This window comes from Delftia acidovorans NBRC 14950 (genome assembly GCF_001598795.1).
GTDB classification, from domain to species: Bacteria; Pseudomonadota; Gammaproteobacteria; order Burkholderiales; family Burkholderiaceae_C; genus Comamonas; species Comamonas acidovorans.
Genome location: NZ_BCZP01000042.1, coordinates 1 through 14968, shown reverse-complemented (window position 1 = coordinate 14968; position 14968 = coordinate 1). Strand labels below are relative to the sequence as shown.

Annotated in this window: 19 protein-coding genes and 1 pseudogene; 12 read left to right on the top strand and 8 right to left on the bottom strand. The window is 61.8% G+C overall.

Annotated elements, in window-relative coordinates:
- The first annotated feature begins 291 nt into the window (after nucleotides 1-291).
- The 3 genes from DA1_RS27995 to DA1_RS30115 all read left to right on the top strand — a co-directional run bounded on the left by DA1_RS27995 (nucleotide 292) and on the right by DA1_RS30115 (nucleotide 2571).
- Entirely contained in the window at nucleotides 292-942 is a 651-nt protein-coding gene (locus tag DA1_RS27995) for a S24 family peptidase (RefSeq protein WP_230356125.1), read from the top strand.
- A gap of 324 nt (nucleotides 943-1266) precedes the next feature.
- On the top strand, nucleotides 1267-1890 hold the full coding sequence (locus DA1_RS27990; protein WP_034391613.1) for an immunity protein Imm33 domain-containing protein: 624 nt from the start codon (nucleotides 1267-1269) through the stop codon (nucleotides 1888-1890).
- 396 nt (nucleotides 1891-2286) lie between these two features.
- Nucleotides 2287-2571, top strand: a complete 285-nt coding sequence (locus DA1_RS30115) for a hypothetical protein (protein ID WP_080736823.1) — start codon at nucleotides 2287-2289, stop codon at nucleotides 2569-2571.
- 95 nt (nucleotides 2572-2666) lie between these two features.
- On the opposite strand, the gene DA1_RS27985 is transcribed toward DA1_RS30115, so the two are convergent.
- From DA1_RS27985 to DA1_RS27975, 3 genes are all read right to left on the bottom strand, one after another.
- Nucleotides 2667-3725, bottom strand: coding sequence for an NAD-dependent epimerase/dehydratase family protein (locus DA1_RS27985; protein ID WP_051940594.1), 1059 nt, complete (start codon nucleotides 3723-3725; stop codon nucleotides 2667-2669).
- Nucleotides 3726-3808: 83 nt separating this feature from the next.
- Nucleotides 3809-4396 (bottom strand): TetR/AcrR family transcriptional regulator, encoded by a 588-nt coding sequence (locus tag DA1_RS27980; protein WP_034391616.1) that lies wholly within the window; start codon nucleotides 4394-4396, stop codon nucleotides 3809-3811.
- An 80-nt stretch (nucleotides 4397-4476) separates the two neighbouring features.
- Nucleotides 4477-5460, bottom strand: a complete 984-nt coding sequence (locus DA1_RS27975) for an aldo/keto reductase (RefSeq protein ID WP_034391617.1) — start codon at nucleotides 5458-5460, stop codon at nucleotides 4477-4479.
- 68 nt (nucleotides 5461-5528) lie between these two features.
- Between DA1_RS27975 and DA1_RS27970 the strand changes: the two genes are divergently transcribed.
- The 4 genes and pseudogenes from DA1_RS27970 (at nucleotide 5529) to DA1_RS27960 (ending at nucleotide 7238) form a co-directional block, all read left to right on the top strand.
- Nucleotides 5529-5915, top strand: a complete 387-nt coding sequence (locus tag DA1_RS27970) for a MerR family transcriptional regulator (protein WP_034391618.1) — start codon at nucleotides 5529-5531, stop codon at nucleotides 5913-5915.
- Between the two features lie 336 nt (nucleotides 5916-6251).
- The gene (locus tag DA1_RS30780) at nucleotides 6252-6530 is read left to right on the top strand and encodes a hypothetical protein (RefSeq protein ID WP_141834049.1); all 279 of its coding nucleotides are present in this window, start codon (nucleotides 6252-6254) and stop codon (nucleotides 6528-6530) included.
- Between the two features lie 170 nt (nucleotides 6531-6700).
- Nucleotides 6701-6862: pseudogene (locus DA1_RS30110) on the top strand (transposase domain-containing protein); the annotation flags it as partial.
- A gap of 22 nt (nucleotides 6863-6884) precedes the next feature.
- Complete coding sequence (locus DA1_RS27960; RefSeq protein ID WP_034391622.1) at nucleotides 6885-7238, top strand: hypothetical protein; 354 nt, start codon at nucleotides 6885-6887, stop codon at nucleotides 7236-7238.
- A 99-nt stretch (nucleotides 7239-7337) separates the two neighbouring features.
- Here the strand turns inward: DA1_RS27960 and DA1_RS27955 are convergent, their stop codons facing one another.
- Together DA1_RS27955 and DA1_RS30770 are read right to left on the bottom strand one after the other, a co-directional pair.
- The gene (locus tag DA1_RS27955; RefSeq protein WP_034391624.1) at nucleotides 7338-7661 is read right to left on the bottom strand and encodes a hypothetical protein; all 324 of its coding nucleotides are present in this window, start codon (nucleotides 7659-7661) and stop codon (nucleotides 7338-7340) included.
- 446 nt (nucleotides 7662-8107) lie between these two features.
- A complete protein-coding gene (locus DA1_RS30770) occupies nucleotides 8108-8365 on the bottom strand; it encodes a hypothetical protein (protein WP_155294193.1) in 258 nt (85 codons plus the stop codon).
- An 87-nt stretch (nucleotides 8366-8452) separates the two neighbouring features.
- Here DA1_RS30770 and DA1_RS30765 point away from each other — a divergent pair, with 87 nt between their 5' ends.
- Complete coding sequence (locus tag DA1_RS30765) at nucleotides 8453-8626, top strand: hypothetical protein (RefSeq protein ID WP_155294194.1); 174 nt, start codon at nucleotides 8453-8455, stop codon at nucleotides 8624-8626.
- A gap of 178 nt (nucleotides 8627-8804) precedes the next feature.
- Here DA1_RS30765 and DA1_RS27950 read toward each other — a convergent pair whose 3' ends face one another.
- The 3 genes from DA1_RS27950 to DA1_RS27940 all read right to left on the bottom strand — a co-directional run bounded on the left by DA1_RS27950 (nucleotide 8805) and on the right by DA1_RS27940 (nucleotide 11912).
- A complete protein-coding gene (locus DA1_RS27950; protein ID WP_494189566.1) occupies nucleotides 8805-9872 on the bottom strand; it encodes a porin in 1068 nt (355 codons plus the stop codon).
- Nucleotides 9873-10036: 164 nt separating this feature from the next.
- The gene (locus DA1_RS27945) at nucleotides 10037-10882 is read right to left on the bottom strand and encodes a substrate-binding domain-containing protein (RefSeq protein ID WP_034391629.1); all 846 of its coding nucleotides are present in this window, start codon (nucleotides 10880-10882) and stop codon (nucleotides 10037-10039) included.
- A 55-nt stretch (nucleotides 10883-10937) separates the two neighbouring features.
- Entirely contained in the window at nucleotides 10938-11912 is a 975-nt protein-coding gene (locus tag DA1_RS27940) for a Bug family tripartite tricarboxylate transporter substrate binding protein (protein WP_034391632.1), read from the bottom strand.
- Between the two features lie 111 nt (nucleotides 11913-12023).
- Between DA1_RS27940 and DA1_RS27935 the strand changes: the two genes are divergently transcribed.
- From DA1_RS27935 to DA1_RS27920, 4 genes are all read left to right on the top strand, one after another.
- Nucleotides 12024-12926, top strand: a complete 903-nt coding sequence (locus DA1_RS27935) for a LysR family transcriptional regulator (protein WP_034391636.1) — start codon at nucleotides 12024-12026, stop codon at nucleotides 12924-12926.
- A gap of 283 nt (nucleotides 12927-13209) precedes the next feature.
- Entirely contained in the window at nucleotides 13210-13791 is a 582-nt protein-coding gene (gene msuE / locus DA1_RS27930; RefSeq protein ID WP_034391638.1) for an FMN reductase, read from the top strand.
- Nucleotides 13792-13833: 42 nt separating this feature from the next.
- Nucleotides 13834-14793, top strand: a complete 960-nt coding sequence (locus DA1_RS27925; RefSeq protein WP_081232017.1) for a putative oxygenase MesX — start codon at nucleotides 13834-13836, stop codon at nucleotides 14791-14793.
- The coding region (locus DA1_RS27920) for a hypothetical protein (protein WP_218017183.1) at nucleotides 14771-14968 on the top strand (198 nt) is incomplete at its 3' end. The genes DA1_RS27925 and DA1_RS27920, both read left to right, overlap by 23 nt.

Below are 14968 nucleotides of genomic sequence, written 5' to 3'. Positions count from 1 at the left end.
AGCCGCGACCAACAGGCCCGGCCCGATGGCGCGCGGGCGGCGTACTTCCATTGCGCAGCGAAGCGCAGGCCAGGGGTGAAGTGGTGGGTGATGTGCATGGATGTAGGCGTCTGCGTCTAGTTGAAGCTTGTGCGGCCAAGTTGATCCAGAGTTTGGACAGCTTCACCGAACGCGGTATGAGAAGTTTTAAGTTGAGCCATAGGCTGGCTCTTCAAAACTGGCGAATTCAAGTGAATTTGCACTAACTCTATCGTACCGAAATCGGTATAGCAAGACCAAAGAATGCTGCCCATGCGCAGCTTCGTGAACGCAACATTGGCCGAAAACGCTGCCCTGATGATCAAGGGCAAGGCGATCGGGCGCCTGCGTAGTGACATGAAGAATGCTGGATTCGACATCGGGCAGGGCACTTTGCAGCGCATCGTTGGCGGGGAAACTGGCGTGCGAATGGAGTCACTGCAGAAGTTTGCTGATTACTTCAGCGTGGACGTCGATACCTTGTTGCGAGGCCGTGTCGCGGAAGGTGAGGACTTCATCCAACTCGTCCGCCTGGATGCTGAAGCCGCGCCCGAACGCTCTCGAAAAACCAATCTTGTCGAGGAACTCGGGGCTCTCCAGTTCCGACGCGATTTTCTGCGTGCTATCGGCGTCAGCCCGGTGAACGCGGCCCTCGTCCATGTGGCAGGAACCAGCATGGAGCCCACGATCCGGGACGGTGCCGTGCTCTTGCTCAATCGTGCGGATCAAACGCCGCGCCGTGGCAGCGTCTATGCATTCGCGTGGGAAGGGCAGATGCTTGTGCGGCGCTTTCAGCGGGTGGGCGATGTTTGGCATGCCGTGGCCGACAACGCTGATAAGGGCGAGCACCCGGATATCGTCATTGCCGGGAAGGCTGAGGGCCTGGTGCAAGGGCGAGCCATATGGGTCGGGGCCAAGCTCTGAGTCTGTCCTGTCTTGATGGCTGAATCTTTCATCCGTCGCGGGAACTTGAATGCCTTGTGCATACGCTTGGAATGGGTCAGTCGCAGAGCCAAGCAATTGGGCTCTCCCTCGGAACTGATCCGCTGGCTTGGCCAGTCGTCTAGCTTCTGATCTGATATCGACCCATTTGGTGATGCTGATCTGTGGGTTGTGTGTGGCGGCTTTGCAGCGGTTGCCGACGTTCAAAGAACGGACATCGATGGCCGGTCCGGGCGCGTAGCCCCCGACGCGTGAGGCAGAATTCGGCCAACAGCAGACATTGTGTTCAGAAGATGAAGGATTGAAGTGCTTCAGAAACATGCAGCGATCGGCGATGAGGTGGTAACCGTTGCTTGTGCGGACAGCATGGCTGTTCACGCCGAATGGTTGCTCGACTGCCTGACTCGTCTCCACGGGTCTGGGCAAAGCGTAGGCGAGGAAGTGCGACTGCAGGTCGGTAGCATGCTCATGTCCTTTCGACGCCTGCCTTCAAATGAACTCGCGGTTTGCGTGCCAGATGTCGATGCGGACCCGTTCAAAGACGAGACGACCGATGTGAGCAACGCGCTGCAGGTCCTTTTCAATCAAATCTCATTCGCCAAGAAGATTGACGTCGAACCCGTTCCTACCACTTTTCAAGACAAGGTGGTCATCGACCAGGGATGCCTCAGTGCGGACAATTTGTTCATGGTGCGTAGCGCACCCAGTCCCACCGACGGCGATTCTGGCTGGTTCATCGGCCAGCAAGGGCCTCGCGAGCTGGCTCCAGCGCTCGAAGCCGTTTTCGCGTTTCAGTTGCTCAAGATGCGACCCGAGCTCGCGGCGGCATTGGTATTGCCTGAAGGCTTTCTGGTAATGGTCGACGCGGCCGGGATTTCGGTTGTAACCGATCCCGGCGACCAAACGCTCTTTACGTCGAACGACCGCTAACGAGCGACGCCAATGACCGCTTTGGGCAAGAGCGTTTGTCAGGAAAGGGTCGACAGCACTCATTCGCGGGCCGAGATAGCGGACTTCCTGCATCCCCAGTGACTGCCTGTTAGCGAGGGGCTGCTGCGGACCTGAAAACAGTCATTGGGGAAGTGACTGTTTTGGCGCTCTGAAAGAGCGCTATGACTAGGTGAGCGGTAGTTCGCCCAGCTGCAATAAGCGGCTGCAACCGCTGCAAAGCAGACATTGCTCATCGAGACTCGAACGTCAGCATAGGGGCGATCTGTGACAGTTGAAGATCAGCCATCCTCCAGACATTGAAGCTAGCTGTGGTCAATTTTGACGATCCGCCAAGCATCCTGTACGCTGTAAAGAGCCAAAACTAGAGGGCGCAACATGAGCGACTGGGACTTTCTACATGACATGCATAGCCAAGGCTACTCTGCAGATGAAATTGCAGAGGCTGCAGCAGTTGGATACGCGCCATGGCAGGTCAAGTACATCGATTTCGGGGATCAGCCAAGGAAGTCATCTTCAGAGAAAAAAGCTGTAGTACAACCTTCCCAAGCATCACCTGCCGCTCAGACAGCCAAAGCAATACAAGCCATGGAAATGCTTAGGCAGGCTGGAATCCTCACTCGGCCTCAGTTCCTAGCTTGCAAAGCTGCCATTCTCAAGTGACAAAAAGATGCCCTCAGAGCACCTTTATGCTTCATGTTAGTACCGAAGCAATCTGGGGGTGCGTGGAAATCAACAATCCGGCCGTATTGAATCGGCTAAGTCAGCTTACTCCTTGTCAGGTGCCCCTTTTCACCTCGGTCCTCGAGCGTTAGTTCCTCAAGCCCTTGCGCGCGCGAGATTTGCGGCTGGTAGCCCAGTTCGCGTCGAGCCTTGTCGATGTTCAACGTCACCTCAACGGCCGAGGGCGCCAGTGCCTGCCGGGTGACCGGCGGGCGCCACCGTCCGCCGGTCAGTGACGACAGACGTTCGCAGACGCTGGCCACGGCCCGTACCACCCAGCCCGGAACCTCCTTGGTCGGGACAGAGCGTCCTTGGCTTTGTAGCAATGCGCTGATGAATGCACGAAACTCCACGATGTCGTCATCTGTGATGAAGTAGCAGGCGCCCGTCTCGCCAGCGATCAGCGCGCGCTCGATACCGTGCACCAGATTACCGATGTGCGTCGTTGACGTGCGATAGCGGCCACCATCGATCCAGGCGAACTTCCCAGCATCCACAGCCTGCAGCAGTTGCGGAAGCGCGGTCGTGTCGTCGCGTCCCCAGATGAAGCGCGGGCGGACGATGACGACGTCTAGTCCGTGCCGCGCAGCGGCAATCGCCTCGCGTTCCGCCAGAGCTTTCGTGGCGGAGTAGCCGCCGACCGGTCTGGTGGGGATGGATCGGCTTTCTTCGGCGTCCACCAGTGGGCTTCCGTCTAGGAGCACTGACTCCGTGCTCAGGTGCACAGCCCGCCGCACGCCTGCTCGCGCAGCAGCTGCGAACACGTGGCGCGTACCTATGACGTTCGTCTGAAACTGTGCGTCCGTGGAGAGACCGTGGTCCGTATCCGCTGCGGCGTGAATCAGGGCATCGCAGCCCGCCATGCCGGTGGCTAGATTCTCCGACAGCAGATCTCCCTCGAACGGATTCGCCCCTGACGCGCGAATCGTGTCCTGTGCAGCGGGGCTGCGCGCCAGCGCGATGACTTCGACACCTTGCGAGACGAAGTGGCGGATCAGGTTGCGACCGACATAGCCGCTTCCCCCCGTCAGGAACAGGCGGGCTGGCAATCGTGCGGGATGCGATTCAGGCAATTTAGAGACAACAGCGTTCATGACTCGATACGTACTGACGTGGTTAGTCCGCGGGCCGTCTTGTCGGCCCGGGCGGGATGGGAATTGATATGGGGTAGAGCGCCTCAGCGGGGCCGCTGAGGTCTCACGAATGAATCAAGTGCGACAGGCCGGTCGACCAGCCCTTCGATCTCGCGCAGCAAGCGATCTCGCTCCGCCTTCGGGAATGTGTGGAAGTCCAAGCTCTCCAACAGCTTGAGCCCTTCCAGCGCCAAGTAGGCAAGCAGCGCGCCCCTTGGTTGCGCCGCGTCACTCTGTACTGCGTCGATGACGGCAGCCTGATTCGCCTGCATCGACTCGCGCAGACTTGCGTCCTGCACCAGCGCGGCGCTGAGGCTCAGGGCAACGGCACGTTGTGCTGTTGGCAGCGGAGCGGCGGCCGCGGCAATCCGCCCGCGGACAGTCCGGGAATCGATCTCGCCGAGACGCTCCGCCGCTTCGGAGTTGAAGGCGTTGTCCCGGACCAGTGCCCGCTGAACGAGCGCCTGGATCAGAGCCTGCTTGGACCGGTGGTCGTACAGCACGCTCGCCTTGCTAACGCCAGCTTCGGTGGCGACGGACTCCAGCGTCAGCTTCGCAGGCCCGTCCCGAGCCACAACGACTTCTGCCGCGTCCAGCAGCTTGTCCTGATCTATTACACGCGTGCGTCCCATAAGCAATTAATTTATTTCCGACTGGACGGATATTAATTGATTTGGGGTGCAGCGTCAAAATGTGCGGCAGGCCGCCATGCTCAGAGCGAAACGCCCTGAACTGCCGCCGCCAGCGGCTCGATGGCCGACATCTCCTGCTCATCCAATGCTACGGAGGCAGCCGCCACGTTCTCGGTGAGGCGCGCTCTACGGCGCGTGCCGGGAATAGGCACGACTGTCACGTCGAACTGCCTGGCGCGAGTCTGCAGCCAGGCGAGCGCCAATTGCGCCGTCGAGATGCCACGGGCTTTGGCAAGCGCTTCCAACCTCGCCACCAGCCTCGAATTCGACGCCTGGTTGTCTGACTGGAAGCGCGGGAAGTGTCGGCGGAAATCGTCTGCTGCCAACTGCTTGCCGAACGTAGCGCCGGTCAGGATACCCCGCCCCAATGGGGCGAATGGCACGATCGCGACACCCAGCGATGCCGCCAGCGGTGCGATCTCTTGCTCGATCTGGCGGCTGAACACCGACCATTCAGACTGCATCGCGGCGATGGGGTGGACGGCATGCGCTGCACGCAACTCTTCAGCACTGACCTCGCACAAGCCGAGCGCCCGAACCTTACCGGCCTTCACCAGATCCGCCATCGCGCCCACCGAATCTTCCATGGGCACGTCAGGTGTGCGGCGGTGCATGTAGTAGAGGTCGATGGTGTCAATACCAAGACGCCGCAGCGATTGATCGACCGCATGCCGGATGTAGTCTGGGCGATTGCTGAGGCTCCAGTCATCGGGCCTCTCGACCGTACGCGTGTAGCCGAACTTGGTGGCGATCACCACGCGCTGCCGGTTGGCCTTCACAAACGGCGCGAGGAACGATTCGTTGGCGCCCAGACCGTACATGTCTGCGGTATCGAACAGCGTCACACCCAAGGCGAGCGCCCGTTCCAGTGTTGCTCGTGCCTCTTCGGTGTCAGTGGCGCCATAAAATTCGCTCATACCCATGCAGCCTAGACCCTGGATGCCCACGAGTGGGCCGTCTATGCCGAGATGAACGCAAGGGAGTTTTGTGGGAGGAGATTGCATGGCGTTGGATCCAGGTGGAAAAATCATTGTTATAAGCACGTAGTTAACTACGTGGTCAAGGAGACGGCATGCTGTTGTCGGAGTTTGCGAAGGAGGTGGGGTTGTCGCCCGAGACGGTCCGCTTCTATGTGGGGAAGGGCCTGCTGAAGCCGCGTCGCGGCGTGCTGGGTGGCAGCAACCCGTACCAAGTGTTCTCTGCCGATGACGTGACCGCGGTGCGGATGATTCAGCTGCAGAAATCGCTGGGCTATACGTTGAGCGAGATCTCGGCGCTCAACCGCGAGTACCGGCAGGGTGCAAAGTCCGCCGCACGCACGGGGCAGGTCCTGCGGCACCAGATAGACAAGTTGCAATCGCAGCGCGCAGCACTCGATGCAGCTCTCACCTTCTTGACCGAGAAGCTGGCATGGGTCGAAGCCGGCAAGCCTGGCGATGCGCCCCATTTCCCGTGCTGAGCCTCCTTGGTTTGGGGCCAGCACCATCTATTTCGGCATCAACGCGAGTTCAGCGGCGAAGCTGCTGCTTGGGAAGCACGACAGGGGCATCCGCTGTTCAAGACCCTCTCCGTGTCCATCCGGCTAAATGCCAACTGAAAGCAAGACTGTGGCTCCGCAGGCAGAAGGCACCAGTCTGGCAAATGCGCTCATAACGAGCTGAGCCCACTTTTGGGCACTTACCAATGTCCGCTTTGGGTCGAGAACCGTCGTCTGATTGTTTCCGCTGAACGTCGGCAACCAGCCTGAAGCCGTCGCTCGGAAGTCTTCGCGCAACAACTACCAGAAAGGCAGTTGATGAAAAACCTACTGCGAGGGGCAGCGATCACGGCGTTGCTGGCAACTCTGGGATGCAGCCAGTCACCGAGTGGGCGGTGGGAAGCGACGCAAAGCGTCGATGTTCTGCTGAAAAAAGGCGATCCACAGACAGTGGCATTTGTCCTCAACTCAGGGGACGTTTGCGCACTTGGCCAGCAGTGGAGCTTTGAAAAAGAGCTGCGTTACAAGGAAGTGATCTGCCCCCAAGGCAAGGGCTGGATCACTTCCGACACTCCGTTCAAAAAGCTGGGCGGCTGAGTTGGCAATGGGGCGAGCGCTCGCAGCGCCCCTCAGAAGCTATGCATCAACCCCGCAGTCACCCCCGTAGCCACATCCTTGTTCTGCCCGCCCTGAAACCCTCCGCTCCAATGCGTGCGGTCCAGTTCCGCATACAGCTTGCTGCGGCGCGAGAGCTTGTATTCCGCAAACAGCAGGGCGCGGCCGTGATGAGCCTCATTCACTCGGCCAAGCTCAACGAGCTTGAACCCTACGCCTACTTGCGCGACGTGCTGGAACTGCTGCCGACGCAGCCGGCCAGCCGCATCAATGAGCTCCTGCCCCATTGCTGGCGAGGAGAATGTCAAGAGTGAAGTCAACAACACAACTTACTCGATGAAGACATACCTGTCGATCAGCTTCAGAACCGGGCTCTCGCTCGAGGAGCTTGCCGAACGAATCGGGCTGGCCCCCGTCGAGTTCGACGCTGAGAACGAATACGAGTGGGCACTGGGCACATTAGGGGACTTCAACGACATCGACATTGCTCGAACCCATCTCGTGCCAGCAAGCGAGACGCAGACGTCGGTGTGCCGATATACCAGTGATCCGGATCGCGGCATGCCCGTTGAGCTGCTTCGCAGCATCCGCAGCTCGCTCAGAGACGCTGCAACGGAATTCGAGGTGCATGGCACCGAATCCACGGGCCAGCGGTTCAAGCTGGGCGCCGAAGAGGTGGAGCGACTCTGACGCTTGAGCGGGACTGGCGTCAGCCGGATGCCTTTACCGGACGCTTACAGTCAGCCTTGCGGTGCTGCGCTCACAAGTAGCTAGGCCCGGCTTCGGCCACTAGCGGACTTCGGTGCCGCGCAGACTCAGCTGAATGCCGCCTTCGATTTCCTGCAAGGCTATTTCCGGAATTGAAGCAACAGCACGTTGACATACGTCGAGGTCGTTTGTTGCCTCCAAGCCTCCAAGGCGCAGGGAGCGCATGATGTCCAGCCGCGCTATTTCCTCAAAGCGCACTTCGGAGTCGGGCTTGATAGTCTCCGAGCCGATGTCTGACTTCCTCGGCACGTACATGTAGAACGCTACGCCCGAGTAAAGATGCCAGTGAGCCAAAAGAGGTCCAGTGTCGGACAACTTCGCGATGACATGCTTCCAGGGGTTCATGCGTCAATTATCGGGCGGTGGAAGGTCCGGTATGGGGTGAACGTCGCCTTCGGGCGCTTCGTTCCCCTCCCAGCATACGTCAACGTTCAGAAGGCAGTCGTCGAATCTGCTGGAGGGAGCCAGGACCACCTCTTCCTCTCAGTAAGGCTAACGAACGGCTCGCCTCTGCCCGGCGGCGGCACCATTCATCTCGAAGACCATTCGTTTGAGCTCGGGCCAGAAGGCTTGGAGCTAAGCGTATTGGGAATTGCGTATCCCATCTACGAAGAGCTGTTTCCGGCTCATGTGGCGGCATATGCCAGGCAGTTTCCAAAGTCCAACTCCACGTAAGCCTGAGACACGTAGCAATTGTTGCGCTTGAATGTCCGCTTTCCTGCGGTCACTGCTTCCGTTTCGGGTCGCAAGCTGCAGGTCGAGCAACGAGGCGGATCGTCCGCCCCCAGCGACTAAACCTCATTTCCGGCAGCGACAAATCCATCTTCGCTCGCAGCCCATCGGATTCCTTGTACCGCTTCCTTCTTGGCAGTCTCCAAGTCAGCGTAGAAGGATGACTCTGACGGGCAGGAGGCCCACCCCTCGATGCCGGCGGCTTCGTTGTCGAAGTAATACTGTTCGACAAATCCAAAACTTCCCACCTCTCGACGAAAAAGCGCGATGCGACGTTGGCGGTCTTGAGAATAGAAAAAGCAGATGTCTTGATCCATTGCGCACTCAGCCAGGAAATAGGTTAATTCTGCCTCAGCGCCAACCTATCTCTTTTGGCGGTGTAGTCAGCCGGTCAATGAAGCAGTTTGAAGCGCGGCTCTGTAGAAGTCACCGTCAAGGCGGAAGCCATCAAGCACGTGGGCGCGCCGGCGCGCCTGTCCACTGCCTTTGGTCTTTTGGCCAGCAAGCACGCGAACCTCAAATCCTTCACGCTCGAAGTCTTTGCCGTAGAAGTCTGCCTGGAGATCGCCGAGGGCTGAGCGGCCAGCCCATTCGCTGTCCGTCCCGCGCTTGGCCAGGCCAGAGTAGCTTGTAATCAATGCCGGTGGACAAGAGGCAGGCACTACTTGGTGCCTGCGTCTGAGGGGATTGGGTCGGCCTGCAGCAACCCTCCACAAGCACCTCAAAAGTGGGCGCTGCGGGTCGCTGCAGCACCCCTCAAAAACTATGCATCAACCCCGCAGTCACCCCCGTAGCCACATCCTTGTTCTGCCCGCCCTGAAACCCTCCACTCCAGTGCGTGCGGTCCAGTTCCGCATACAGCTTGCTGCGGCGCGAGAGCTTGTATTCCGCAAACAGCAGGGCGCGGGTGTAGCCGTCTGCGGCGCGGCCGCTGCGTTCGCGTTCCACGCGGTACAGGGCGGCTGTCAGGTCCAGCGTGCTGCGGGCGGACCAGGTGGCGCCCAGCGAGTGCACGCGCTGCACGGTGCGGGCGGTGGTGGCGTTGGTCTGGCCGTCGCTGCGCGCGGTGTTCAGTGCAAGGCGCAGGTTGTCCCATTTGTAGCTGGCGCCCAGGGTGGCGGCTTTCAGCTCCCATTGGTCTGCGGTCTTGAAGCGCTGGTAGGCGCCGGAGACCGTCCAGGTTTTCGTGCCATAGGCCAGGCCTGCGCCGGCCGATGAGCGGGCGGAGCCGCCTTGCGCCGTCTCGCCAAAGCTGTACATGGCGCGGGCGGTGAGGCCGCCGAAGCGGCCGGTGTACTTGACCGAGTTGTCCAGCCGGTATGAGCCGGTGGTGGCGCCTGCGCTGCCGTATTCCACGCCCAGGCCGTGGCTGCTGAGCGCGGCGGTGGCGATGTTGGGGTTGAAGGCGGCGAAGCGCATGCCCACGGGGTCCACGGGGCTGATGGCATCTGCCAGCAGGTTGGTCTGGCGCCCGGCCGTGACCTGGCCCCAGCTGCCGCCCAGGCCCACGATGGCCGCGCGGTCGAAGAATTTGCTGGAGTTGGCGGTGGTGCCGGTGTCCAGGTTCAGGCCGGTTTCCAGGTTGAACAGGGCGTACATGCCGCCGCCCAGGTCTTCGCGCCCGCGAAACCCGAAGCGGCTGGTGGTGTTGACGCCGCTGGACAGCGCGGCGCCCGAGGTGTTGCTGGCCGCGTTGGCGGCGGTGAGGCCGCTGGTGTAGCGCACGCCGGTATCGGCAATGCCGTAGAGCGTGATGCTGGATTGCGCAAGGGCGGACAGCGGTGCGGCGGCGAGGGTGATCAGCACCAGGGTTTTGGTGTTCATGGGTGTGGCGAGGGTGATAGGGCTGGGCAGCGGCATGCCGCAGCAGTGCCGTTGCAGCGCCGCTGAATGGAGGTCGAACCGGGGAGGGGTGAAGGCCCCCTGTGTGTCGAGGGCCCTGAGGGCCTTGAGTGCCTAGAGAGCCTTGAGGGCTCGGGGGCCTGCCGTCAGGGCTTGGCCGCCGGCTCCATGCCGGTGCTGCGCACGATGGGCGCTGCGGCGGGGGCTGCCAGGAAGCGGATCAGGTGGCGCGCCGTGTCAGGGCTCTTGGCGCCGGTGGCCACGCCTGCGGAGAAGAAGACGCGCTGCTGCACTTCATCGGGCAGGGGGCCGACGAATTCCAGTTCCTTGAACGGCAGCAGTTCGCTGACCTGCTGGAAGCCGATGTCCGCATCGCCACGCAGCACCACGGCACCCACGCGCTCGCTGAGGATGCGGGTGGCCTTGCCCTTCATCTGCTCGGCCACGCCCAGGCGCGGGAACAGTTCGTTGGCCAGGTAGGTGCCGCTGGCGCTGGCCGAGTAGGCAATGGTCTTGGCATCCAGCAGGGTTTGCTTGAGCGCGTCCACGGTGCTGATGTCGGGCTTGGGCGTGCCCTTGCGCACGCTCATGCCGATCATGGAGCGCGCCAGGTCCACACGGCTGCCCGCTTCCACCTTGCCTTGGGCGGCCAGATTGTCCAAGGCTCCATCCGCGAGGATGACGATATCGAACTGCTCGCCCCGCGCCAGGCGGCTGGGAATGGAGTCCTGCGCGTTGCCCATGGAGGCACCGCGCGAGGTGACGACCTTGTGGCCCGTGGCCTGCTCGTACAGGGGTATCAGCTGGTCGTAGGCGGCAGAGAAGCCGCCCGAGGTGACCACGCGGATTTCATCTGCGGCGGCAGTGGAGGGCGTGGCAGCGCCCAGGGCCAGGCCCAGGCTGAGGGCGCCGCCCAGCAGCGCGCCCAGGGTGCGGCGGCGAAGGGTGGATGGCACGGAGGACTGCAGGGGGGTGGAACGGATGGCGGTCATGGTTTGTCTCCTGGTTTTTTATGGTTGGGGAACGGCTAACGGCTGCCGAGGGGGATCAATCGGCGGTGATTTTTCGCTCGCGGATGATGCGGCCCCACTTGGCGTGCTCGGCGGCAATGAACTGGCCCAGCTCCTCGCGGGTGCCCGGGGCGGCGGTCTGGCCGTGCTTGAGCAGGTTGTCGCGCACTTCGGGGGTGTTCAGCACCTTGACCAGCTCGGTGTTCCAGCGGTCCAGCAAGGGCTTGGGCGTCTTGGCGGATGCCACGAAGGCATACCAGTTGGTGGCGTTGAAGCCGGGGAAGCTTTCGGCCACGGTGGGCACGTTGGGCAGGTAGGCCGGGCGCGTGAGGCCCGTGGTGGCCAGCGGGATCAGCTTGCCCGATTCGATGTGGGGCAGGGCTGTGGGCGGGGCTGCGTAGAAGGAGGTCACGCGGTTGCCTAGCACGTCCTGCAGGGCGGGCGCGCCGCCCTTGTAGGGCACGTGCAGGGTGTCGATCTTGGCGACATCGTTGAGCAGTTCACCGGCCAGGTGGGATGCGGAGCCGGGGCCGGTGGAGGCGAAGTCCAGCTTGCCGGGTTCGCGCTTGGCCTTGGCCACGTATTCGCCCAGGGTCTTGATGCCGGTGGCGGCAGGCACGACGAGCACGTTGGGAAAGTTCACGCCCATGGTGATGGGGGCCAGGTCCTTGAGCGGGTCGTAGCCGATCTTCATGAAGTGCGGCGCAATGGCCAGCGGGCCGATGGAGCCGAAGAGCAGCACCGAGCCGTCGGACGGGCCATTGGCCACCTGCGTGTGGGCCAGGTTGCCGCCCGCGCCTGGCTTGTTTTCCACGACCACGCTCTGGCCGATGTTCTCGCCCAGCTTCTTGGCGATGATGCGCGCGGCAATGTCGGCCGAGCCGCCTGCGGCGAAGCCGACCACCATGACCACGGGTTTCTTGGGGGGGAAGTCCTGGGCCTGGGCAGTGCCCACGGCCAGGGAAAGAAGGGCGGCCAGGGCTCCGCCTGCGATCAGTCTGCGTTGGTGCATGTCGTCTCCGTTTGTTGGTCTTGTCTGCCCGCAGGGGGCAGCGTTATCAAGGGCGCCATCCTATGCAGAGGGTGTTATTCTGTGAATTGCAACTTTTGGAAGGACTGTTGCGTGCAGCGCATCAAATTCGACATGGGGGAACTGATCGCCTTCGTGACCACGGCCGAGAAAGCCAGCTTTCGCCTGGCCGCAGAAGCGCTTTTCCTGTCGCCCCCTGCCTTGAGCCGGCGGGTGGAGCGGCTGGAGTCCGTGCTGGGCGCGCGGCTGCTGGAGCGCACCACGCGGCGTGTGGAACTGACCGAGGTGGGCCATGAATTCCTGCAGGAGGCGCGCAGGGCCCTGGCCGGCCTGGACGAGGCCGTGCAGCGCGTGGATGACCAGCTGAAGCTGCGCCGTGGCCGCGTAACGGTTGCCTGCGTGCCTTCGGTGGCCACCAATCTGCTGCCGCCCGTGCTGAAGACCTTTGCCGTGGAGCAGCCCGATGTGCAGGTGCACGTCATCGACGAGAGCGCGCAGCAGGTTGTGGAGGCCGTGCTGCGCGGGGATGCGGACTTTGGCCTGAGCTTCACGGGCAGCCAGGAGCCATCGCTGCGCTTTGAGGCGCTCACGCGCGAGCGCTATGTGCTGGCCATGCCGCGCAGCCACGCCTGGGCCGGGCGCAGCCAGGTGGAATGGGCCGAGCTGGCGGGCAAGCGCCTGGTCTCCGTCTCCCACAAGAGCGGCAACCGGCTGTTGCTGGACCAGGTGATGGCCGGCCTGCCCGAGCAGCCCGTGGCCTGGCACGAGTGCAACCACGTCACAGGCGCCCTGGCCCTGGTGGAAGCGGGCCTGGGCCTGGCCGCCGTGCCCCAGCTGGCCCTGCGCCAGGACCACGCCCAGGTCTGCGGGGTGCCCCTGACCGCGCCCGATGTGTGGCGCACGCTGGGCCTGCTGCAAAGGCGTGACCGCGTGCTGGGGCCTGTGGCGCAGGCGTTGCGGGAGTGCCTGGTGCAGGTGCAGGGCGCGGGCGGCTGAACTGGCCTTGGATTCACTGCGCAGCAACCCCGTTGCGCGCAGGCCCTGGCATGGCTGCCGCATAGCGCAGTGCGCAGAAGGATGGGATCACACTTTCACATGAATGCAGCTCATGCATCTGTGAATTAAAACCATTTTACTTCATCGATTCGCATCCCTACCATTCGCTCCCATTGTTCGTTTGCATTTGGGAAGCAGTCATGGTCATCACCACACCCTCGGATCGCATGGATGCCAGAGCCGGCTTCCGCGCTGAACTTGGCCATCTCTCGTGAGCGCAGCCATGTCACGTCCACTCCGTCTGGTCGCCGTTTCCGGTGGACTGCAACGCCCCTCCAAATCTGCCGCCCTGGCAGAGCATCTGTCTGATCTGATCGCCGACGAAGTTCCGTGCGAACAACGCCTGGTGGAACTGGGCCAGCTTGCGCCGCAGCTTGCCGGCGCGGTGTGGCGCGCGCAGTTGCCCGAGAGGGTGGAGCGTGAGCTTGCGGCGGTGGAGCAGGCGGATGTGCTGGTGGTGGCCACCCCGGTCTTCCGTGGCGCCTACACCGGGCTGTTCAAGCACTTCTTCGACTTCGTCCACCAGGACGCCTTGATTGACAAGCCCGTGCTGCTGGCGGCCACCGGTGGCAGCGAGCGCCATGCCTTGGTGATCGACCACCAGCTGCGGCCGCTGTTCAGCTTCTTCCAGGCGCGCACGCTGCCGCTGGGCGTGTACGCGACCGACAAGGATTTCGTGGACTACCGCCTGCACGACGAGGCCCTGATACAGCGGGCCGCACTGGCGGTGCAACGGGCATTGCCGCTGGTCGAGCTGATGCACCGCGCCAGGCCCTGCCTGGCCGAGGAAATGGCTGCGGCCTGAATCAACCAACTTTTTATTTCTAAATCAGGTCATTGGATCACCATGAACGCAGAACTGCACTTCAGCCTCAAGAGCATCCGTTTCGATGAGAACTATCACCCATCGGACAGCACGCGCATTACCACCAACTTTGCCAATCTGGCCCGGGGAGCGAGCCGGCAACAGAACCTGCGCCATACGCTGAGGATGATTGACAACCGCTTCAATGACCTGGCGCATTGGGACAATCCGACGGGAGACCGCTATTCAGTCGAGCTGGACATCATCTCCGTCGAGATGGGCATGGGTGCCGAGATGGGAAGTGGCGTATTTCCGTTGATAGAGATATTGAAGACCAGCATTCTCGACAGAAGATCGAACAAGCGCATAGCCGGCATTGCAGGGAATAATTTTTCTTCCTACGTGCGTGACTATGACTTCAGTGTTCTGCTGCCGGAGTACAACATCAACCGCCAGGAGTTCAGCACGCCGGACGATTTTGGTGACCTGCATGGCAAGCTGTTCAAGCAGTTCGCCCGTTCGAGCACGTACAGGGAGCACTTCAACAAGCCTCCCGTCATCTGCATCAGCGCCTCTACCAGCAAGACCTATCAGCGCACCGGAAACCAGCATCCCGTACTGGGTGCCGAGTATCAGCAAAATGAGCTGTCATCGACGGACCGGTATTTTGGGAAGATGGGAATGCAGGTTCGATTTTTCATGCCGCCCAATAGCGTTGCACCCCTGGCTTTCTATTTTCAGGGTGACCTGCTGGCCGACTACACGAATCTCGAGTTGATCGGCACCATCAGTACCATGGAAACCTTCCAGAAGATTTATCGCCCCGAGATCTACAACGCCAATTGCGCGGCAGGAAAAATCTATCAGCCGAGCCTGAAGAACCATGATTCCCATCCACAGCCCACCGATGCGCAGATCGACGAGGCCATGACCAATCTGTGCCGCTGCGCCACCTACCACCGCATCCGGGAGGCCATCCATGCCGCAGCGTCCAAGCAATGAACGGGGCCGCACGGCCGGCTCTGCCATCTCGCTGCGGCGCAGGCATCTGCTCCAGAGCGCTGCTGCGCTGCTGGTGGCGCCTGCTGCCGGCAGCCTGCTGATTCCGCTGGCGCAGGCCGCGCCAGCGGAGGCCGGTGCAGCGGCAGCAACGGCCTCCTCCATCGGCGACTGGGTC